At 66.6% G+C, this 23,990-nt stretch carries 2 protein-coding genes (1 of these 2 only partly in view); both read left to right on the top strand.

The features are described 5' to 3' along the window. Positions 1-7: 7 nt before the first annotated feature. Positions 8-1,948 (top strand): acetoacetate--CoA ligase, encoded by a 1,941-nt coding sequence (locus CJ179_RS06620; RefSeq protein WP_095861076.1) that lies wholly within the window; start codon positions 8-10, stop codon positions 1,946-1,948. A 1,239-nt stretch (positions 1,949-3,187) separates the two neighbouring features. After that, positions 3,188-23,990: the 5' portion of a non-ribosomal peptide synthase/polyketide synthase gene (locus CJ179_RS06610; RefSeq protein ID WP_257015350.1), read on the top strand. It continues 13,049 nt past the right edge of the window; 20,803 of the gene's 33,852 nt are visible here — the first part of the coding sequence; the start codon lies at positions 3,188-3,190; the stop codon falls past the right edge of the window.

Raw genomic sequence — 23,990 nt, 5'->3', positions numbered from 1 at the left:
GGTGCCCATGGCTGCCGATCCGCAATGGGTTCCCACCGAAGCCGACGTGCGCGACGCGGTGATCACCGATTTCGCCGCGTTCGTCGCGCGGCGCCACAGTGTCACGGTCGACGACTACCGGTCGCTGTGGCGCTGGTCGGTGGCGGCGCCGGGGGAGTTCTGGCAGGACGTGTGGGACTACTTCGAGTTCCGGTCCGCCACCGACCCCGGGCCCGCCCTCGCCGACGCCGCGATGCCGGGCGCCGTCTGGTTTTCGGGGGCCACGCTCAACTATGTCGACCACGTCTTCCGGAATGCCCGCCCCGGCGGTCCGGCGATCCTGTACGCGGGTGAGGGCTGCGCCGACGTCTCGATCGGGTGGGACGAGTTGCGTTCCGCGGTGGCGGGACTCGCCGCGACGCTTCGCGAGCACGGGGTCGGGGTCGGGGATCGCGTGGTCGGCTACCTTCCGAACATCCCCGAGGCCGTGGTCGCATTCCTCGCCACGGCGTCGCTCGGCGCCGTGTGGGCGGCGTGCGGGCAGGACTACTCCGCGCCGGCCGCGCTCGATCGGCTGGGTCAACTGGAGCCGGCAGCGCTGATCACCGCGGACGGGTACCGGTTCGGGGGCAAGGAGCACGACCGTCTGGGGGCGGTGGCCGAGCTGCGCGCCGGGTTGTCGCCGGCCCTCACCGTGGTGGTGCCCCACCTCGATGCGGACGCCGCCGTCGACGGCGGCGTCACCTGGGCGGAGGCCACCGCCGGGGGCCGCGCACTCGAGCCCGTTCCCGTCCCGTTCGACCACCCGTTGTGGGTGGTGTTCTCCTCGGGGACCACCGGCCTGCCGAAGGGCATCGTGCACGGTCACGGAGGTGTTCTCCTCGAACACGTGAAGTCGCTGGCGCTCCAGCTCGACATCGGCCGCGAGGACAAATTTTTCTGGTACACCAGTCCCAGTTGGATGATGTGGAACTTCCAGACGGCGGGCCTGCTGGTGGGAGCCACGATCGTCTGTTACGACGGAAGCCCGTCGCATCCGACTCCGGATGCGTTGTGGGCCTTGGTGTCACGACTGGGTGTCACGGTGGCCGGCACCAGTCCCGGCTACGTTCTCGCGTGCGACAAGGCGGGGGTGATCCCCGTCCGCGACCACGATTTGAGCGCGCTGCGCACGGTGGGAGTCACCGGATCGACGCTGCCTGCGGCGTCGTCGCTGTGGCTGTCGGAGAACGTCGGTCGCCGCGTTCCCGTCGTGTCGATCACCGGTGGGACCGACGTGGTGTCGGCGTTCATCGGGGGAGCGCGCACCGTCCCGGTCTGGCCTGGCGAGCTGTCCGCCCCCTGCCTCGGGGTCGCCGTCGAGGCGTTCGACGAGTCGGGCCGGCCGGTGCGAGACGAGGTGGGCGAACTCGTCGTCACCGCGCCGATGCCGTCCATGCCGGTGTCGTTCTGGAACGATCCGGACGGAAAGCGTTACCGCGAAGCTTATTTCGAAGTGTTCCCCGGAGTGTGGCGGCACGGTGACTGGATCACGATCACCGATCGCGGGACCGTCCTCATGCACGGAAGGTCCGATTCCACGTTGAACCGCAATGGAATCCGGATGGGTAGCGCCGACATCTACCAGGTGGTGGAGAAGCTCCCGGAGGTTGCCGAGGCGCTCGTCGTCGGGGTCGACCAGGCGGACGGCGGATACTGGATGCCGCTGTTCGTGGTCCTCTCGGAGGGTGCGGAACTCGACGACGCGCTGAAGCAGCGGATCCGCGGAGCTATCCGGGAGCAGGCATCGCCGCGGCACGTGCCCGACGACATCATCGAGGCGCCGGGCATCCCGCACACCCGCACCGGCAAGAAACTCGAGGTGCCGCTCAAGCGAATCTTCCAGGGTGCGGACGCGGGGCGGACGGTGGACCGCAGTGCCGTCGACGACCCCGGCCTGCTCGACTGGTTCGCGCGGCACGGACGCTGAGCAGCGACTCCGCCGATCTCAGTGTCGTTGGGCGCCAACGATTAGGTTAGTCTTACCTTTGTTACTGGCTGCGAGAGATCGACCTGCCGACGGCCGGGTATCCGCGAATGTGAGATATCTCCCGCCCGCCTCCGATTGGTCGCGCCGCAGAAAATGCGACTAATCGGACACCGGGGGTGCAGAGTTTCGGGAGCGCGTTCCAGATGCTGGGATGCGGCCGCGATCTCGCTGGTTCGCCCGTCCTCGCCGCGGTAGTGCCTGCGCTTCTCCGTGGCAGGTCAGCGGGCGATCTGCCCCGACCTGGATGCGCACAGCGCAGTGGTCGGGCGTCCAGTATTCCGCTCGATATGGACGGGCGACGGACCTGGTCGGTTATTCCCCGCGCGCAACCTCGGGTGCTCGTCGTTTTGAGACCTGCTCGGGGCTTTGGTAGACACGGTGGTTGGCAAAAACTGCGGTCACGGGGGGCAGTGGGTGTTCAACGCCGCGGTCGATCACCTGATCGGCTGCACCGTGCATGGAGGACAGTCGGGAGGCGGAACATGAAACTGGATACGACAGTTGTACACCTAGCGAAATTCCGACTCTCGGTACGGTATCCGCGTTCCGGTTGGACACGGCGCCCGGAATGTGGTTCTGCCTGTTGAATATGAGCGCGTCGAAGATCGAATTCAGGCCTGGTTCTGGAAGTATCGAGGGTTGGGTACGTCACAGCAGCGCCGGTAACGGTACTGGATCTGACACCGATGTAATTCCCGGCGTTGCCGCGGAACCGTACGAACCGAAAATGTCACCACCGAGCGAGAGGAGGCCGAAGCGATGATCGCGACGATGTTTCGTTCCTTCACCAGGGCCGTAGACTCGGCTCTCGACTCGGAGGATGACGAGCACCGATTGGGTGGCCGCTTGTTGGATCGATGAGAGAACGGAGCCACGTATGAACCCGCTCACCGCAAGTAGGTCGGGATGTAAGGGCCTTGGAGTGTTCGGCGTCGCAGGCAATCGGGTTTCGGACGATCGTCTGACATCGACTCCGAGTGTGGTGGAACTCTTCGATCAGTGCAGGTCGTCCCGCGCTCGGCACGTCCCTGTTCCGCGGGAAGCTTCGAACCGGCGAGGCCCGTTCATGTGATGGCGTTCATCGGAAGACCGTCCCGCGGCGCAGTACGTGGGACCGAGAGCTACGAATCACCAAAGACACAGGCGGCAGTCGCCACGCGTTCGAGAACGGAGTAACCCTTGGGGTCGGGACATGCAGCGGGTAGTAGCGGTGCTCCGGAAGGAGCGTTTCCGCTGTCGGCCGCGCAGCGTGGCATCTGGTTCGCGCAACACGCGATGGGCGACGTTCCCCTCACTATCGCCCAGTACATCGAGCTTCGCGGCGACATCGACCTCGACCTCCTGACCGAGGCCAGCAAGCGCACCGGCCGGGAGTTCGGCTCCGGCTTCCTCCGCCTCGTCGAGATTGAGGGCGTTCCGTACCAGTACGTCGACAAGGCGCTCGACGACGCAATCACGTATGTCGATTTCCGGGGCGAGGACGATTCGGCAGACGCGGCCGAGAATTGGATGCGAAGCAACTACAGCGCTCCCGTCGACCTCCTCGAGGACCGCCTCGTCGTCGTATATCTCCTTCACATCGGAGAAAACCACTACTTCTGGTATTGCCGTATCCATCACATCGCGCTCGACGGATTCGGCGCGATGGCCCTCGTCGCTCGAATCGCCGAAATCTACACGGCGCTGTACGAAGGCGCCGAGCCGCCGGCGTGCCGTGCCGAGGATCTGGTCCGGATCGTCGAGGACGAGCAGCGCTATCGCAGCTCCGAGCGGTTCGACAAGGATCGCGAGTACTGGGCGGAGCGCACTGCTCACCTTCCCGAAGCGCCGAGTCTGGCCGGTCGGGCCGCCCACGTGGGTAGCTTCGCGCGGATCGCATCGGACGCGCTACCCGAATCGACGGCCGACCTGCTGGAGGAGGTGTCCGGCGGACGCGCAGGATCCGCGCCGATCGTCGTCGCCGCCTTCGCGGCGTATCTCGCGCACATGACCGACCGAAACGACGTGGTGCTGAGCCTGCCGGTGTCCGCGCGGACCACAGCCACCCTCCGGCGGAGCGGCGGCATGGTGTCGAACATCGTGCCGCTTCGGCTGCAGATCGGTGCGGAAATGACCGTCGCCGAGCTGGTCAAGAGCGTGCAACTCGAGCTGACGGGTGCATTGCGCCGTCAGCGCTACCGGCATGAGGACATCCGGCGCGACGCCGGGTCCGCACAAGGTCAGCGCGGTTTCTTCGGTCCGTCTGTCAACATCATGATGTTCCACAGCGAGATCAAGTTGGGGGCGGTTACCGGCCGCCAGAACGTTCTGACGACCGGACCGGTCGAGGACTTGTCGCTGAACATCTACCAGGGAGTGGCCGGAAGCAAGATCCACATCGACTTCGAGGCGAATCCGAATCTCTATTCGGCTGACGATCTCGACCGCCACCATCGTCGCTTCTTCGAGTTCTTCGAGCGATTCCTGGCCTCGGGTGACGAGTCCCTGATCACTTCGCTCACGAGCATGAGCGAGGCCGAGTACAGGCAAGTGGTCGACGGGTGGAACGGAGACATTGTGTTCCCGTCCGCTCGAACTGTGGCAGATCAGCTGACGTACCAAATCGCGGACACTCCTGACGCGACGGCTTTGATCGCTGGATCGGTGCGGTTGACTTACGCAGAATTCGGCGCTCGCGTGAATCGTTTGGCCCGACACTTGATCTCGATCGGGGTCGGCCCCGACGTCGTCGTGGGCGTTGTCATGCGCCGATCGCTGGACATGGTGGTCAGCGTGCATGCGGTTCTCGCAGCCGGCGGGGCTTACGTGCCCATCGATCCCGACCATCCCGCCGAACGAATTTCCTACGTACTCTCCAGCGCCGCTCCCGCTTGCGTCCTGAGCACCACGGACGCGGGTCGAGTAGCTGTTGACGTCCCGGTCGTGTCGGTCGATACCCTCGACGTGTCGCAGTACGCGGCGGGCGCGATCGCGGACCGTGAACGTGCGAGTGCTGTCAACCCACAAAATCTCGCCTACACGTTGTACACGTCGGGTTCCACCGGCCGACCCAAGGGTGTGCAGATATCGCACTCTGCCCTCACGAGCCAGCTTGCGTGGATGCGTCACGATTACGGCATAGTCCCGACTGACGTCGTACTTCAGAAAACCCCATTCACATTCGACGCGTCGGTGTGGGAACTCTTCTTGCCGTTCACGCTCGGCGCGACCGTCGTTGTGGCGGGCCCCGAAGGGCATCGTGACCCCTCGGGTTTGGCTCGGCTCGTCGAATCCGAAGCGGTCACGGTGGTTCAGTTCGTGCCGACCGTGCTGTCGATGTTCCTCGACGCTCTGGGCAGCGAGGGTTGCGGCACGCTGCGGCTGATCTTTGCCGGTGGTGAGCCTCTTCCTCAGTCGATGTACGACCGGGTTGCAGACCTGGGAAGCGCTCAGCTCGTAAACTTGTACGGCCCAACTGAGGCGACGGTCAACACCGTCACGCATGCGGTCAGCCGGCCCTCTCATCAGGCCGTGGCCTCGATCGGCACGCCGGTGTGGAACACGAGGGCATACGTACTCGACGGACATCTGCATCCGTCGCCTGTGGGGGTGCCGGGTGAGCTGTACCTCGAGGGCGTGCAGTTGGCGCGTGGCTATGCCGGCAGTCCGGGTCTCACCGCTGATCGTTTCGTCGCCTCGCCGTTCGGCCCGTCAGGCGAACGCATGTATCGCACAGGTGATCTCGTCCGATGGAGCGAAGAGGGCGTGCTCGAGTTCATCGGCCGGACCGACTTCCAGGTCAAGGTGCGTGGGCTGAGAATCGAGCTCGGAGAAATTGAGGAGGTAATGACCTCCGATCCTGCCCTCGCCCGGGCAGTTGTCGTGGTGCATGACAGTCCCCTGGGTCAGCGTCTCGTCGGATACATCGTGCCTGGGGTCGGACAGACCGTTGACCTGGACGCGTTGCGAGCGAACGTCTCTCGTGCAGTGCCCGCGTACATGGTTCCGGACGTCTTCATGGTGATCGACTCCGTACCGGTCGGCGCGAGCGGAAAGCTCGATCGGAAGGCGTTGCCGGAGCCTGTTTTCGCAACAGAAGCATCGGAGTACATCGCGCCGCGCACCCCGATGGAGGAGTTGATCGCCGGCCTGTTCGCCGAGGTGCTCGGCGTGTCCGAGGTCAGCGTCGGTGATTCGTTCTTCGCTCTCGGCGGCGACAGTATCGTCTCCATCCAGCTCGTATCACGGGCGAAGGAGTCGGGAGTGCTGTTCAAAGCCCGAGACGTATTCGAGCGCAAGACCGTTGCATCGCTTGCGGAGATCGCTGTCTTCGCCTCCGAGTCAGCGCATGTGCATGTTCTCGAGGAGTTGCCGGGCGCAGGCATCGGATCGATGCCGCTGACGCCCGCTGCGCATTGGATGACGGAACTCGGCGGTGAGTTCCGGCAATTCTCGCAATCGATTCTGCTGACCTTGCCGGAATCCGTGGACGAGACCTCTCTCATTCGCGCGCTTGCCGCTGTGATCGATCGACACGACGTACTTCGAACCACATTCCGGAATGATGCGGACGCAGGCCGGTGGATTCTCGAGGTCGCTCCGATCGGATCAGTCGGCGTCACCGACCAATTCGAACGCATCGAGTATTCCTGCGGCGAAAGCGAATTGGCGGGGTTGGTGCCCGACATCTTGGCGCGGACGACCGAACAGCTCGATCCGGCAGCAGGAATCGTGGCTCGTTTCGTCTGGCTCGATCCCCGTGACACCGCTCCCGGCAACGCGACCGATCCCGAGGGCTCCTCCGATCGCGACAGCGCCACGTCAAGAGGACGCTTGCTCGTGGTTCTGCACCATCTCGCAGTGGATGGTGTCTCGTGGCGCATCCTCGTCCCCGACCTCGCGTCTGCGTGGGCGCAGGCTGCGAATGGGGGAGACCCCATGCTGCCGCAGGTCGGTACGTCGATGCGCAGGTGGGCGCATGGCCTCGCGGACAACGCCAGAAGTGCGGCGCGGAGTTCCGAGCTTCCGTTCTGGGAGAGCGTCCTTCACTCCGAGGACCCGATGATCGGTTCCCGTCGGCTCGACGAGCGCGACACCGTCTCGACTGTCAGTCGAGTGGAAGTGTGCGTATCGGCCGATGTGACCGAGCGCTTGTTGACCCGAATCCCCGCAGTTTTCCGGGGAGGAGCGAACGACGGACTACTGGCAGGGCTGACACTCGCGGTAGCACGATGGCATCGGTCCCGCGGCGCGCAAGCATCGTCCGTACTGGTCAACCTCGAGGGCCACGGTCGTGAGGAAACGGCACTTCCGGGTGCTGACCTCGGGCGTACGGTCGGATGGTTTACAAGCATGTTTCCCGTGCGGCTGTCTGTCCCCGACGTAGGCCTCGATGAAGCTGTCGCGGGAGGCCCCGCGGCGGGTGCCGTACTCAAGGCGGTTAAGGAACAGTTGGCCGCGATTCCGGAGAATGGAATCGGATTCGGTCTCCTTCGCTATCTGAATCCGGATACGAGGTCGATCCTCGAGGCTCTGCCCGCTCCGCAAATAAGCTTCAACTACCTCGGTCGTGTCTCGACAGGTGAGATCCCCTCGTCCTTACGTGCCGCTGGATGGCTCCCGGACACCGACACCATGGATCTCACGGGAACACGTGACGCCTCGATGCAAGTGCGTTTCGCCATCGACATCAACGCCGTCGTCTCCGAGGTCGATGGTGAGCAACGTTTGTCTGCAACCTTCGATTATCCCGCAGGGGTGTTCGAAGCCGTGCACGTGGAGCAGCTTGCGGACATGTGGGTCGACGCGCTGGAGGGTCTCACTCGTCATGCGTCGAGCCCAGACGCCGGCGGGGCGACGCCCTCGGACTTCGACCTCGTTTCTCTCACGCAGGCGCAGATCGATTCTCTCGAGTTGCGCTATTCTTCGCTGTCCGATGTGTGGTCGTTGGCGCCCTTGCAGTCGGGCTTGCTCTTCCACGCGGCGCTCGCCGAGCAATCGGTCGATGTCTACACGTCCCAATTGGTGATGGAGTTCGGCGGCATTGTCGATCCCGCCCGACTCCGGCGTGCGGCCCAGTCGCTCGTAGCCCGGCACCCCAACCTTCGTGCTGCTTTCGTCATCGACGACACCGGCGTCGGCATGCAGGTTGTTCTCGGTGAGGTAGAGGTTCCCTGGACAGAGGTCGATCTCTCGCGGTTCGACGAAGACTCGCGGGACGTGGAACTCGCGCGTGTGATCGACGCGAACCGTACCGACGCATTCGACATGGCCGACGCGCCCTTGATCCGGTTCCTGCTCATTCGGATTGCCGAGGGGCACTACAAGTTCGCTATAACCAATCACCACATCCTGCTCGACGGATGGTCGCTGCCGATCCTCATCCAGGATTTGCTGGGCCTGTACGCGGCGTCTGGTGAGATCAGGGCATTGCCGCAGCCACGCCCGTACCGCGATTTCTTGACATGGTTGGCGGCGCAGGACGGGCGGGACTCCGTCGTGGCGTGGAACCGCGCTCTCGGCGGGATAGGCGAACCGACGTTGCTGGCAGGGGCGCGCGCCGCGACAGATTCCAGGAATCCTCGAGAAGTAACGATCGATCTTCCGGATGACTTGCTGTCGGCGATGACGGATCGTGCCCGAGGCCTCGGCGTCACGATGAACACGATCGTTCAGGTGGCGTGGGGAATCGTGCTGGGTCGCCTCACCGGCCGGGGCGACGTGGTGTTCGGAACGACCGTGTCCGGGCGCCCACCGCAGGTCGCCGGTGTCGAGTCGATTCTCGGAATCTTCATCAACACGATCCCCGTCCGGATCGGATACGACGTCGCGGACACCGTCGGTTCGCTTCTCGAGCGGGTTCAGTCGGAGCAGATGGCCCTGCTCGACCATCACTACATCGGACTTACGGAAATTCAGCAGGGTATCGGGATCGGTTCCCTGTTCGACACTCTCATGGTGTTCGAGTCCTATCCACTCGACCGCGCGGCATTGACGAAGAGTACCGACATCGAAGGGCTTCGAGTCCTCGACGTACGGGCCAACGACGCGACCCACTATCCGCTGGCGATCGTCGCGATGACCGACCCGCGGCTGCACCTGACCGCCAAGTTCCTTCCCGAGCTGTTCGAGGCCGCCGATGTCGAGGAGATCATGGCGCGGGTCGTCCGCGTGCTCGGGGCGTTGTCCGGGGACGTCGACACGCGCATCGCGGACATCGACATCCTCGCTCCCGACGAGCGCGCGTCGCTGCTCGCGGCGCACGGCACCGACGCCGCCGCACCGCTGTCGCTGCCGGAGATCCTCGCTGCGGCCGCGGCGGAGAACGGCGAGCGCATCGCGCTCGTCGCGGACGGAGAGTCGATGACCTACGCGGAACTGGACGCGCGCTCGAGCCGTCTCGCTCGCGTGCTCATCGACCGCGGAGTCGGACCGGAAACGTCTGTGGCGCTCGGGATGACGCGCTCGCAGCACTCGGTGATCGGCACGTGGGCCGTAGCCAAGGCCGGCGGCACGTTCGTGCCCGTCGACCCCCGCTACCCGTCCGAGCGCATCGCGCACATGGTCGCCGACTCCGGCGCGATCCTCGGCCTCACCGTGTCCGCTCAGCGGGACGACCTTCCGTCGGGTGTCGACTGGCTCGCGCTGGACTCGTCCGAGTGCGAGTCGCTGTGCGCCCCGAAGTCGCCGGAGCCGGTGACGGATTCCGAGCGGACCGTGCCGGTCCGGCTCGAGGACGCGGCCTACATGATCTACACGTCCGGCACCACAGGTCTGCCCAAGGGCGTCGTCGTCACCCACACGGGTCTGGCCAACTTCTCCGCCGAACAGCGCACCCATTACGGGGTGAGCCCCTCGGCGCGGACCCTGCACTTCGCGTCCCCGAGTTTCGACGCGTCCGTCCTCGAACTGCTGCTCGCGTTCGGTTGCGGCGCGACGATGGTCGTGGCCCCCGCCGACCTGTACGGCGGCGAGGAACTGCGACACTTCCTCGCGGACAACGACGTCACCCACGCCTTCGTCACGCCCGCCGCGCTCGCGTCGGTGGAGCCGGCCGGACTCGATCGGCTCGAGGTCGTCGTCGTCGGCGGCGAGGCGTGCCCGCCGGAACTGGTGGAACGCTGGGCGCCGGGCCGCCGGATGTACAACGGCTACGGTCCCACCGAGGCCACGGTCATGAGCAACGTCAGCAACATGCTGGTGCCCGGGAACCGGATCGAGATCGGCGGTCCCGTCTGTGCCGTCACCGTCTACGTCCTCGACGCACTCCTGCGCCCGGTACCCGTCGGCGTGGCAGGGGAGCTGTACATCGCGGGCCCCGGTCTCGCCCGCGGATACCACGACCGTCTCGGCCTCACCTCCGAACGATTCGTCGCCAACCCGTTCGGTGAGAACGGCAGCCGGATGTACCGCACGGGCGACATCGTCCGGTTCGTCGCCGACCCCGGGCACCGCGCCGGTTACGGGGTGGAGTACGTGGGCCGCAGCGACTTCCAGGTGAAGGTCCGCGGCTTCCGCATCGAACTCGGCGAGATCGACGCGGCGCTGGTGGCGCACCCGAACCTCGAATTCGCGGCCACCCTCGGCACGTCGCTGCCGTCGGGATCGACGGCCCTCGTGTCGTACGTGCTGCCGACCGCGGGTGCCACGGTCGACGTCGCCGAGGTGACGCACTTCGTCGGCGACACACTGCCGGCGCACATGGTGCCGAGCGCGATCGTCGTCCTCGACGAAATCCCGCTCACCACGGCAGGCAAACTCGACCGGAAGGCTCTGCCCGAGCCCGATTTCGACGCCCTGCAGGGCGAGATGGTCGAACCGCGCACACCCACCGAGGAACTGGTCGCCGGTGTCCTCGCGGACGTGCTCGGGCTTCCGAAGATCAGCGTCGCCGAGTCGTTCTTCGACCTCGGCGGCAACTCGCTCGTCGCGACGAAGGCAGTTGCGCGGCTCAACGCCGCCGCAGGCACCCGACTGGGCGTGCGCGAGTTGTTCGAGGCGCCGACCGTGGAGCGGCTCGCCGCCAAGGTCGCCGAGCAGGCAGGCACCGGCTCGGACCGCCCGGCGCTCGTCGCGCGGCCGCGCCCCGAGCGCGTTCCGCTGTCGATGGCGCAGCAGAGCATGTGGCTGATGAACCGGTTCGACACGGCGTCCTCGGCGTACAACATCCCGCTCGCCGTTCGGCTGTCCGGTGCACTCGACATCGACGCGATGTCGTCGGCCGTCTCCGACGTACTCGCGCGGCACGAGTCGCTGCGGACGGTGTTCCCGGACTCCGCCGACGGGCCGTACCAGCAGGTCGTCGACGTCACCCAGGTTCCGTTCGACCTCACGCCCGTGCGGGTGCCCGAGGCCGGGCTCCACACGGCCCTCACCGAATTCGCCACCGAGGGATTCGACGTCACGGTCGCGCCCCCGCTGCGGATCCGGCTGTTCGCCACGAGCGAGAGCGAATTCCTGCTCGTCCTCGTGGTGCACCACATCTGCGCCGACGGCGCGTCGATGGCGCCGCTCGCGCGGGACGTCATGGTCGCCTACAGCGCGCGCACCGCGGGCGCGGCCCCGCTGTGGCAGCCGCTGCCGGTGCAGTACCCCGACTTCGCGCTGTGGCAGCGCGAGGTCCTCGGCGACCCCGCCGACACGCAGTCGCTCGCTGCGAAGCAAATCGCGTACTGGTCGGAGACGCTGTCGGGCACGCCGGAGCTGCTCGAACTCCCGACCGATCGCCCGCGGCCCGCTCGGCAGTCGATGCGGGGAGACTTCGTCGACTTCGGAATCGAGTCACAGGTCTACGACGGGCTCGAACGACTTGCGAAGGCGCGGGGCGCCTCGCTGTTCATGGTCGCGCACACCGCTCTCGCGGCGCTTCTCTCGCGGCTCAGCGGCACCGACGACATCGCGATCGGCACCCCGACGGCGGCGCGCCGGGACCAGTCTCTGGACGACCTGGTGGGAATGTTCGTCAACACACTGGTCCTGCGTACCGAGGTGCACGCGGGCGAGGGGTTCGGCGATCTGCTGGCGCGGGTTCGAGAGCTGGACCTGAACGTCTTCGAGAACTCCGACGTGCCGTTCGAAAGCCTGGTGGAGACTCTCCGTGTCCGGCGTTCGACCGCGTACTCGCCGCTGTTCCAGGTCATGCTCTCGTTCCAGAACAACCGTATCGGTGCCCTCGAGCTGCCTGGCCTGTCGGTGCGGATGCTCGAGGACCTTGGCGAGGGTGCGAAGTACGACCTGACCCTCACCCTGACCGAGCGAGTCGACGACACCGGAAAGCCTGTTGGACTCGCCGGCCGGTTCACGTACGCCACCGACCTGTTCGAACGGGCGAGCGTGGAGCGGATCGCGGAACGATTCGTCCGCATTCTCGACGCCGTCGTCGCCGATCCCGATGTCGCCGTGGGTGACATCGACATTCTCACCGAACGTGAAAGAGCAAAGTTGACCCCAGTCAGGGCCGCCCACACGATCACTGTTCGCGAGCTGCCGCAGCTCTTGGCCGCCGCTGTCGAGGTCGCCCCCGACTCAGTCGCAGTTGCGCACGACGGCATGCAGGTGACGTACCGCGAGTTCGATGAGCGACTGCGCTTGATGTCGGGACCGCTGGCGGAACGTGGCATGGGACCGGACGCGATCGTGTCCGTTGTCCTGTCCGGTCTGGTGCCGACGATCATGATGGCCCCGCCGTCCGCGGACGGCAAGGACGGCTTCGGGGCGATCCTGGACACGGTGATCGCCGATGCGCACGCGCTAGTCGGAGACATCGACCTCGACAAGTACACGGCCGCACCGATCGTCTCGGAACAGGCGGCTACCGCCGATGCGGCCGCGGCCCGGCCGGAGTCGCCCCTCGCTGCATGGAACGAGCACGTTCAGCGCGACCCCGACGCCGTCGTGGTGGTCGGCGCGGGAGTCGCGACGACGCGCGCCGAGCTGAACTGCCGCGCCAACCAGGTTGCCCGCGAACTCGCGAATCGGGGTGTCGGGGCCGACGACGTCGTCGCGTTGATCGTCCCGCGTTCGCTCGACTGGGTCGTCGGGATGCTCGCCGCGTGGAAGGTCGGTGCCGCGTACTCGCCGCTCGACCAGGCGTGGCCTCTCGAGCGTATCGCCGGACTGGTGAAGACAAGCGGAGCGCGCGTGGCGATCACCACGTCGTCGTGGCGAGAACTGGGCTCGACGCCGTTGGGCGACGCCGTTCTCGACAACGCTGTCGTCCTCGACACTCCTGAGACTGTCGCGGCGCTGGCCGAGTACGACGCGAGCGACCTCGCGTTCGACCCGTGGACGGACGACGAGGCGGGGGCTTGTCTCGCATACGTCATCTCGACCTCGGGCTCGACGGGCCGGCCGAAGCCGACAATGGTGCCCATGGCTGGTGTGATGAACACCTACCGGTGGTACCGCGACGAAATTCGCATCGGCGAGGGCACGGGTGTCCTCGTCGCGAGTTCCCCGCTGTTCGACCTCACACAGAAGAACGTGTGGGTTCCGCTGATCTCCGGTGGCGTGCTCCACCTCGCGGCCGAGGGCTTCGACCCGGCGGACATACTCCGTCATCTCGCCATGGGTGACGTCCGCGTCGTCAACATGGCGCCCAGCGCGTTCGAACTGCTGGCTGAACTCGACGTCGACGACCGCCTGACGTCGCTGGACTGCGTCATCCTCGGTGGGGAGCAGATCCGGCCGGCCGCGTACGCGAAGCTGATCGGCCGGGGTGTCCGCCTGGTCAACTCCTACGGCCCGACAGAAGCGTCGGACGTGAGCGCGACCTACGAGCTGGACCTGACTGCACCCGGCGCCGAGGCCACCCCGATCCCGATCGGGTCCGCGCTGCCCGGTGCCGACTACTACGTGCTCGACAAGCGGCTGCGGCCAGTGCCAGCCGGCGTGACGGGCGAACTGTACATCGGCGGCGTCGTAGTGGGCCGCGGTTACGGCGGGATGTGTGATACTACCGCCGCGCGTTTCGTCGCCAACCCCGTCGGCGATGCCGGCTCCCGCATTTACCGAACCGGCGACCTCGTGCGCGAGCGCGCCGACGGTGAGCTGATCTTCCTCGGGCGCAGCGACTTCCAGGTCAAGATCCGCGGTCTGCGGGTCGAGCTCGGTGAGATCGAGTCGGCCCTGACCGCGATGGACGAGGTCAAACAGTCGATCGTCGTCGTCCACGAGCGTGACGGTCTGCAGCGGCTCGTCGGGTATGTCACCGCCGTGGCCGGCGCGACCGTGGGGACACGCGACGTCACCGCGCACCTGCGCTCTGTGCTTCCGTCGCACATGGTTCCGGATGCATTGGTCGTCGTCGACGAGATGCCGCTCAACTCCAGCGGCAAGATCGACCGCAAGGCCCTCCCGGAGCCTGAATTCGACTCGGACAGTGCCGAGTTCGTCGCTCCGGGCACGCCCCTCGAAGAAGTCATCGGCGCTATCTTCGGCGACGTGCTCGGTGTCGATCGCGTGAGTGTCAACGCGTCGTTCTTCGATCTCGGCGGTAATTCGCTCAGCGCCACCCGGGTCGCGGCACGCCTGTCGTCGTCGACGGGTGCGATCGTAGGCATGCGGGATCTCTTCGAGGCTCCCACCGTCGCCGAACTGGCCGCCTTCGTCGAGCAGCAGGGTGGCGACGGAACACCGCGCCCCGCTCTCGTCGCGCAGGCCCGGCCACAGGAACTCCCGCTGTCGCTTGCACAGCAGCGCATGTGGTTCCTCAACCGTTTCGATCCGTCGTCGCCGGCGTATAACGTGCCGCTGACGGTCCGGCTCCGTGGCGACCTCGACGTCGCGGCGATGTCTTCTGCGCTTTCCGACGTCGTGACGCGCCACGAAATCCTGCGGACGGTGTTCCCCGACTCGGATTCCGGTGCGCACCAGGTCATTCTTCCTGCGTCGAACGTCGACCTGGGGCTCGAATCGGTCGAGGTGGTCGAGGCGGATCTGACGGCGCGGCTGTTCGAATTCGCGTCCCAGGGATTTGACGTCACCGATACCCTCCCGGTCCGCGCACGCTTGTTCCGGATCAGTGCGGGCGACCATGTACTGGTTCTGGTGATGCACCACATCGCCTCCGACGGCGCGTCGACCCTTCCGCTGGCACGCGACATCATGGCGGCCTACACTGCGCGTCTCGAGGAGAGCGAGCCACAGTGGCCGGAACTCCCGGTCCAGTACGCCGACTACGCGATTTGGCAGCGCGCTCTCCTCGGATCCGAAGACGACCCGGAATCTGTTGCCACGCAGCAGATCGATTTCTGGTCGAAGACTCTCGCGGGTGTGCCTGACGTGCTCGAGCTGCCGACCGATCGGCCCCGCCCCGGTGTGCGGTCGATGGCAGGTGGCTCGGTCGGCTTCACCATCCGTGCCGACCTGCACCGTCGGCTGGGGGAGACCGCACGGGAGCACAATGTCTCCCTCTTCATGGTTCTGCACGCGTCGCTGTCCGTGCTGCTGGCGCGGCTGAGCTCGAGCACCGACATCGCCATCGGTACGGCGATCTCAGGCCGCGGCGACGAGGCTCTCGACAACCTTGTCGGCATGTTCGTCAACACGCTGGTACTGCGTACGGAGGTCGAACCCGGTGCGTCGTTCACGGCTCTCCTCGAACAGGTCCGCGAACAAGATTTGAAGGCGTTCAGCCACCAGGACGTTCCTTTCGAGCAGTTGGTCGACGCGTTGAAGCCGACGCGATCCACGGCGTACACGCCGCTGTTCCAGGTAGTCCTGACGCACCAAGTCAACGGAATTCCGGCGCTGGAATTCGCGGGGCTCGAAGCAACCCCCGGCGCGGTCGATGTCGAGTTCAGCAAGTTCGACCTCACCCTCGACCTGCAGGAGCAGTGGTCCGACGAGGGAGTTCCCACCGGCATCAGTGGGTCGCTCGGCTACGCGACGGAGATCTTCGATGCAGGCACGGTCGAGGGATTCGCGGATCGTTTCGTGCGGATCCTCGAGGCTGTGGCGACGAACGCAGACATCGCGGTAGGTGACATCCCCATCCTCGACACCGAGGAGACCGAGGAACTGACACCGGTCCGCGGTATCGAGGGCACGGCGCCCACGACGCTCGTCGAACTGCTCTCCGCCGCGGTCGCCGCGAATCCGGACGGGGACGCGATCGTCGCAGGTGGTGACAGCATTACCTATCGCGAGCTGGACGGGTGGTCCAACCGCGTCGCACGCATCCTGATCGAGCGCGGAGTCGGCGCAGAGACGTTCGTCGGGCTCGCGATCTCCCGCTCGATCGAGTCCATCGTCGGCATCTGGGCCGTTGTCAAGAGTGGCGGCGCCTACGTCCCGATCGACCCGCGTTACCCCGACGAGCGCATCGCGCACATGGTCGCCGATTCCGGTGTGTCGCTCGGGCTTTCGGTCAGCTCCGAGGTCTGCCGGCTTCCGGTGGACGTCGACTGGCTCGTCCTCGACACCGAAGACTTCGAGAACGTCGCCGCGCAATACTCCACGGCGCCCATTGAGGACGCGGAGCGTCGCACGGCGGTGGCACCGGCCAACAGCGCCTACGTGATCTACACGTCCGGCACCACCGGGCAGCCCAAGGGTGTCGTGGTTACGCACCGTGGCCTTGCGGACTTCGCGGCAGAACAGCGCGAACGGTACGGAATCAACACCACCTCCCGCACTCTGCACTTCGCGTCGCCGAGCTTCGACGCATCAGTGCTCGAGTTGCTGATGGCCACCCCGGCAGGGGCGACCATGGTGATCGCGCCTGCAGACATCTACGGTGGAGAGGAGCTGAAGAAGCTCATCTCCACCGAGCAGGTAACCCACGCCTTCGCGACTCCTGCCGTGCTGGCATCGCTGGATCCGACAGGATTGCAGTCGCTCGAGGTGGTCGTGACGGGTGGCGAAGCATGCCCTCGTGAGCTGGCAGACCGTTGGTCGTCCTGCGTGCAGATGTTCAATGCGTACGGACCCACCGAAGCTACGGTCATGACCAGCCTCGACGGGCCGATGACCCTCGGCGAGCGCGTGACGATCGGTGGTCCCGTCCGTGGGTCTGCGGCGCTGGTGCTTGATGCGCGCCTGCGACCGACACCGCTTGGGGTTTCGGGTGAACTCTATGTTTCCGGTGCGGCGCTGGCCCGTGGATATCACGCACGAGCGGGTCTCAGTGCCAGCCGCTTCGTTGCGAATCCGTTCGGTGATTCAGGTTCGCTGATGTACCGGACTGGCGACGTCGTTCGGTGGCTTCAATGTGAGAGCGGAGTTCTGACCCTCGATTACGTTGGGCGATCCGACCTTCAAGTGAAGGTGCGGGGCTTTCGCATCGAACTCGGCGAGATTGATGCTGTTCTTGGTAAGCACCCGAGCATCGACTTCGCGACGACGTCTGTGGTGCCCGGCCCGACCGGTGATCCCACACTCGTGTCCCATGTGCTCCTCACACGCGGGGCGGACCTCGACGAGACTGCAGTTCTCGACTTCGTCGGAACATTCGTTCCTGGATACATGGTGCCGACGGCAATCGTCGCAATTGAGGCAGTACCCCTGACTCCGGCCGGCAAGATCAATCGTCAGGCACTGCCGCAGCCCAACTACCACGACCACGCGCGTGCGTTTCGGACGCCTGTCACCCACGTCGAAACGATCCTGGCATCGATTTTCGCAGAGGTGCTGGGTATCGAACAGAACATCGGTCTCGATGACGACTTCTTCATGCTCGGTGGAAACTCGATCGCGGGAACGCGGCTGGTGTCGCGGCTTAACGCGGCGCTGAGCACCGATCTCGGTGTGCGAGAACTGTTCGAGGTCCCGACCGTCGCCGGCCTTGCCCGGCGCGTGGCGGAACACGGGGCCGGGGCGATAACCCGCCCAGCGCTCGTTCCGCGTCCGCGCCCCGACCGCATCCCGCTGTCTCTCGCACAGCAGCGGATGTGGTTCGCCAACCGGTACGACCCGGCTTCAGCCGCGTACAACATCCCGCTCGCCCTACGGCTCACGGGATCGCTCGACGTCGCGGCGTTGCAGACCGCGTTGCGGGACGTCGTGGTACGGCACGAATCGCTGCGGACGTTGTTCCCCTCCTCTCCGGAGGGGCCCTACCAGGTCGTGCGCACCCCCGACGAGGTAGGGCTCGATCTCGCGGCGGTCACGCCTGTCGCTGACGACACCGATTTGCACCGGCAGGTGTTCGCCCTCGCAACGACCGGTTTCGACGTCGCGAAGGCCGTCCCGGTTCGCGCCGCGCTCTACCAGGTAGGTGGCGAGAGCAGTACCGAACACGTGCTCGTTGTCGTGATCCACCACATTTCCGCGGACGGCGGCTCCATGGCGCCGCTCGCGCGCGACCTGCTCGTCGCGTACAGCGCCCGGGCACAGGGCGACGCTCCCGCATGGGCGCCACTGCCGGTACAGTTCGCCGACTTCGCACTGTGGCAGCGGGACGTGCTCGGGTCCGAAGTCGATCCGCAGTCGGAGTCCGCGCGTCAGCTGGCGTACTGGAAGGACACCCTCGCCGGTGTCCCCGACCTGCTAGATCTGCCTCTCGACCGGCCCCGCACACCCAACCGGTCTGCGACGGGGGCCCGGGTCGAGTTCGAGATCGACGCCGACCTGAGGGCGGCACTCGCCGAACTCGCCGGACGTCACTCGGCCACCCCGTTCATGGTGGTCCACACCGCGTTCGCAGTGCTGTTGTCCCGCATGAGCGGATCGGACGATGTCGTCGTGGGCACGCCGGTCGCCGGTCGCGGTGATGCCGCGCTCGACGACCTGGTCGGTATGTTCGTCAATACCCTCGCGCTGCGTACCGGTGTCTCCCAGTCGGCGACGTTCGCCGAGGTGCTCGAGGGCACCCGGGAAACCGATTTGGGTGCGTTCGGGAACACCGACACACCGTTCGAACGCCTCGTGGAGGTGCTTGTCCCGGGCCGGGGCGCCGGCTACGCCCCACTGGTGCAGGTGATGCTGACCTTCCAGAACAACGAGACCGCGCGGCTCGAACTGCCCGGTCTCACCGTGACTACCCTCGACACCGAGACGACGCTCGCGAAGTTCGACCTCACACTCGGTATCGACGACCAGGGCTCGGACGCGAACGGCGCCACCCGTGCAGCGTTCGACTACGCCGCCGACATCTTCGACGAGGCGACGATCGCGGGGTACCGGGATCGGTTCCTGCGGATCCTCCGTGCCGTGACGGCCGATAGCGCGGTGATTGTGGGCGACATCGACATCCTATCGGCCGACGAGCACGCCGATCTGGTGGACAGCGCCGACGACGGTGCCGTCCAGTCGCTCGGATCGCACGCGGTGGCGGAGGAACTCGCCACCCGTCCGCTACCGGAGCTCCTCGACGCAGCGGCGTCGATCAACCCCGACGGAATCGCACTGTCGCACAACGGTACCGACGTTACCTACGGTCAGTGGCACGAGAAGTCCGGTGAACTCGCCCGCACCCTGGCGAGTGTGGGCGTCGGGCCCGAGGCCGCAGTGACCGTTGCACTCTCCACATTGTTGCCGGGGATCCTTGACGGTGCTTCCGGCGAAGGGTTCGCGGATCGATTCGCGGGCATGCTCGCCGGGGTCATCGCAGAGACGACTACCGCCTCCGACCGATCGGCTCCGCTCGCGGGCGCCCTCGAGTCCTGGGCGGGGCACGTTCAGGCCGACCCCGACGCGTTCGCGCTGGACGCAGACGGTGTCCGCCTTTCCCGCGGGGAGCTGAACCGCCGGGCGAACCAGCTCGCGCGGGAACTCGAGTCCCGGGGCGTCGGTGCGGACGACGTGGTCGCCCTCGTCGTGCCGCGGTCCGTCGAGTGGGTCGTCGGCATGCTCGCCGCATGGAAGGTCGGGGCCGCGTACGCCCCCGTCGACCCGGCCTACCCGGTCGAACGCATCACGGCGATGATCGAGGACAGCCGGGCGCGGGCCGTGGTCGCCACGACCGCATCGCCCGTTGCCGGCGCCGTCGCCGCCGAGGCCCTCGTCCTCGACGACCCCGGCGTGGCACGGGCACTCGCCGCGCGCGACGACTCCGATCCGGCAGACCGCTGGGCGGAGCCCGGAGCCGGCGACCGGCTGGCGTACGTGATCTCGACGTCCGGGTCCACCGGGCGGCCGAAACCGACACTCGTCCCGATGGCCGGCTTCGTGAACATGCTGGACTGGTACCGGCGCGAGACGGGCCTGTCATCAGGTGACGGCGTGCTCGTCACCGCCGCGCCCGGCTTCGACCTCACCCAGAAGAACGTGTGGGGAGCATTGTCGTCCGGCGCCGGTGTGTACCTCGCAGTGGACGGCTTCGAGCCGCAGTCGATCCTGCGCACGATCGCCGACAACGACGTCCATGTCGTGAACATGGCCCCGAGCGCGTTCGAGGTGCTCGTCGACCTCGACGACGACAACGCGCTGTCGTCGCTGCGGATGATCATCCTCGGCGGTGAATCCGTCAACATCGCGCCGCTGAAGCCGCTGCTCGCGGAGGGCGTCCGTATCGTCAACAGCTACGGTCCGACCGAGGCCTCGGACGTGGTGGCCCGCTATGAGATCACGGCGAACGGCGCCGCGGCCGGACAACTCCGCGTGCCCACGGGCACTGCGCTCGCGAACGTCTCCCTGCATGTCCTCGACGCGCGGTTGCGGCGAGTACCGGACGGTGTCACGGGTGAGCTGTACGTCGGCGGGATCGCGGTCGGCCGCGGATACGGTGGCCTGCGGGGCCTGACCTCGTCGCGGTTCGTCGCCGATCCGTTCGGCGCACCCGGGACGCGCCTGTACCGCACCGGCGATCTCGTCCGCCGCCGCCCGGACAAGAACCTGGAGTTCCTGGGCCGCACCGACTTCCAGGTGAAGATCCGCGGTCTTCGCATCGAGCTCGGCGAGATCGAGTCGGTGCTGCGCGCACAGCCCTCGGTTTACCAGACGGTCGTCGTCGTGCACGACAGCGATCAGGGGCAGCGGCTCGTCGGTTACCTCGTCCCGTCGGCAGAATCGAGAGAGGCGCTGGACTCGGCAGCCGTTCTCGCGGCTGTCGGTGAGAACCTGGCGCAACACATGGTGCCTGACACGCTGGTGGTACTCGATGAGATGCCGCTGAACAACAACGGCAAGGTCGATCGCAAGCGGTTGCCCGAGCCCGACTTCGAGGTGCATGCAAGCGAGTTCGTCGCCCCGCGCACCGCGATGGAGGAAGTCGTTGCCGGAGCGTTCGCCGAGGTCCTCGGTGCGGAGCACGTCGGTGCGACGGATTCGTTCTTCGATCTCGGAGGCAACTCGCTGAGCGCGACTCGGGTCGTCGCGCGGCTCGACATGGCCCTCGGTGCCGAGCTGACGGTGCGTGAGGTGTTCGAGAATCCGACGGTCGAGGGCGTGAGCGCGCTCCTCGAACGCCTCGGCTCGTCCAGTCGCGAGCGCACCCCGCTCGTGCCCGCGGACCGGCCCGCCCGCGTCCCGTTGTCGCTGGCGCAATCGCGCATGTGGTTCGTCAACCAGTTCGACACGACGTCGCCGGCGTACAACCTTCCGCTGGCGGTTCGCATGAGCGGAGCCGTGAATCTGGACGCCCTGGCGCGTGCGTGGTCGGATGTCCTCGCACGCCATGAGTCGTTGCGCACGTTGTTCCCCGTCGATGGCGACACCCCGCACCAGGTGGTGCGACCGCCTGCAGACGTTGTCTCCGACTTGACGGTCACACCGGTCGCCGACGAACAGGATCTGTACGCCCGGATGGCCGATCTCGGCGCCACAGGGTTCGACGTTACCGAGACGGTGCCGGTCCGCGTCGCATGCTTCGAGGTCGGCGAGACCGATCACGTCCTGATGGTTGTGATCCACCACATCTCGGCCGACGGTGCGTCGCTGGCTCCACTGTTCGCGGACGTGATGACCGCCTACGCCGCGCGGGCAGCTGGTAGCACCCCGGGGTGGGAGCCCTTGCCTGTCCAGTACGCCGACTTCGCGCTCTGGCAGCGCGACGTCCTCGGCGACGAGTCCGACCCGGAGTCGGTCATGGGCAGGCAACTCGAGTACTGGCACACGGCGCTCGCCGGATTGCCCGAGGTGCTCGAGCTCCCGACCGACCGTCCCCGCCCCGCGATGCAGTCGTTGCGTGGCGCGGCGGCGCAGTTTTCGATCGACGAGAAGACGCACCGAGCGTTGCTTTCCGTGGCTCGGGCGTCGAACTCGACCCTCTTCATGGTCGTCCACGCCGCATTGGCGGTGCTGCTCGAGCGCCTGTCTGCGCAGACGGACGTTGCGATTGGCACGCCGGTCGCCGGCCGCGGCGATGCCGCGCTGGACCGGCTCGTGGGCATGTTCGTCAACACCCTCGTGTTGCGGGCGGTGGTCAACCCCGACGACACGTTTGCCGGGCTGCTCGCCCAGGTTCGCGGAACCGACTTGAACGCGCTGGGGCACAGTGACGTTCCGTTCGAACGTCTCGTTGATTTGCTCGACGTTCCGCGATCGACGGCGCACCAGCCGTTGTTCCAGGTGGCCTTGTCCTTCGATAACAACGAGTCCGTGCACATGGAGTTCCCGGATCTCGACATCGCAGCCCTCGATGCACCGTTCGCGGTATCGAAGTTCGATCTCCAGCTGAGCTTGGGGGAGCGGTTCGGCACCGACGCCGAGCCTGCGGGCATCGCGGCCCAGTTCGATTACGCAACAGACATCTTCGACGAGGACACAGTCCGCAGCTTCGCGGACAGGTTCCAGCGGATCCTTGCTGCCGTTGCGGCGGATGCCTACGTAGTCCTCGGCGACATCGAGATTCTCGACGCCGCGGAGAAGGCCGCGATCGCCCCGGTCCGCGGGCCGCAGTCGGTCGAGCCGAGCACGCTGCCGGAAGTGCTGCGTTCGGGCGTCGAGATCTCGCCGGAGTCGGTCGCGGTGTCCTTCGAGGGTCGTGAGCTCACGTACCGCGAACTCGACGAGCAGTCGAACCGGCTGGCGCGCGTCCTGATCGATCGGGGTGTGGGGCCGGAGGACTATGTCGCGCTGGCGATCACGCGCTCCGTCGAATCCATCCTTGGGATCTGGTCGATCGCCAAGGCCGGCGGCGCCTACCTGCCCGTCGATCCGAAGCTTCCGTTCGAGCGGATCGGCGAGATGCTGTCCGATTCGGGAGCGGTCCTCGGACTGACGGTCGCCTGCCATCACACCGACCTGCCCGGCACGGTGCCGTGGATCGTCCTCGACGAGACGGCAGCCGCCGAGGAGATCACTGCCCGCAGTGCGGCCGCGGTGGTGGACGCCGATCTGCGCCGCGCGCTGACGGTCGATCACCCCGCGTACCTCATCTACACCTCGGGTTCGACGGGCAAGCCGAAGGGCGTGGTGGTCACCCACCGCGGTCTGGCCAACCTCACCCGCGAGGTGCGCGAGCACTACGTCGTGTCGCCGGAGTCCCGGTTCCTGCACGTGGCGTCGCCGAGCTTCGACACGTCGGTCGGGGAGATGCTCGCCGCGTTCAGTGCGGGCGCCACCCTGGTGATCTCGCCCGCGGACGTCTACGGCGGCGACGAACTCGCCGACCTGATCCGCCGCGAACAGGTCACCAACGTGGTCATGACGCCGACCGCGCTGATGACGGTCGATCCCGACGGCCTCGACTCCGTCACGTCCGTCGTGGTCGGCGGCGACACCTGCACGCCGGAACTCGTGGCGCGGTGGGCTCCCGGCCGCGAGATGCGCAATGCGTACGGTCCCACCGAGACCACGGTCATCGTCACCATCACCGAACCGATGGTGGCCGGTGAACGCGTCACGATCGGTTCGCCGCTGCGTGGCGTCGAATCGCTCATCCTCGATTCGCGGTTGCGTCCGGTGCCGGAGGGCGTGCCCGGGGAGCTGTACATCTGCGGTCCGTCGGTGACCCGCGGCTACCACAACCGTCCGTCCGTCACGGCGGAACGGTTCGTGGCCAACCCGTTCGGCGAGCCCGGCGCCCGCATGTACCGCACCGGCGACGTCGTGCGCTGGGCGGACGGACATCGGGTGGAGTACGTCGGCCGGTCCGACTTCCAGGTGAAGGTCCGCGGGTTCC

This window comes from Rhodococcus sp. ACS1, assembly GCF_002300155.1.
Classification (GTDB): Bacteria; Actinomycetota; Actinomycetes; order Mycobacteriales; family Mycobacteriaceae; genus Rhodococcus_F; species Rhodococcus_F koreensis.
The sequence above is the reverse complement of the archived record's forward strand: the minus strand, read 5'-3'. Positions and strand labels throughout refer to the sequence as shown.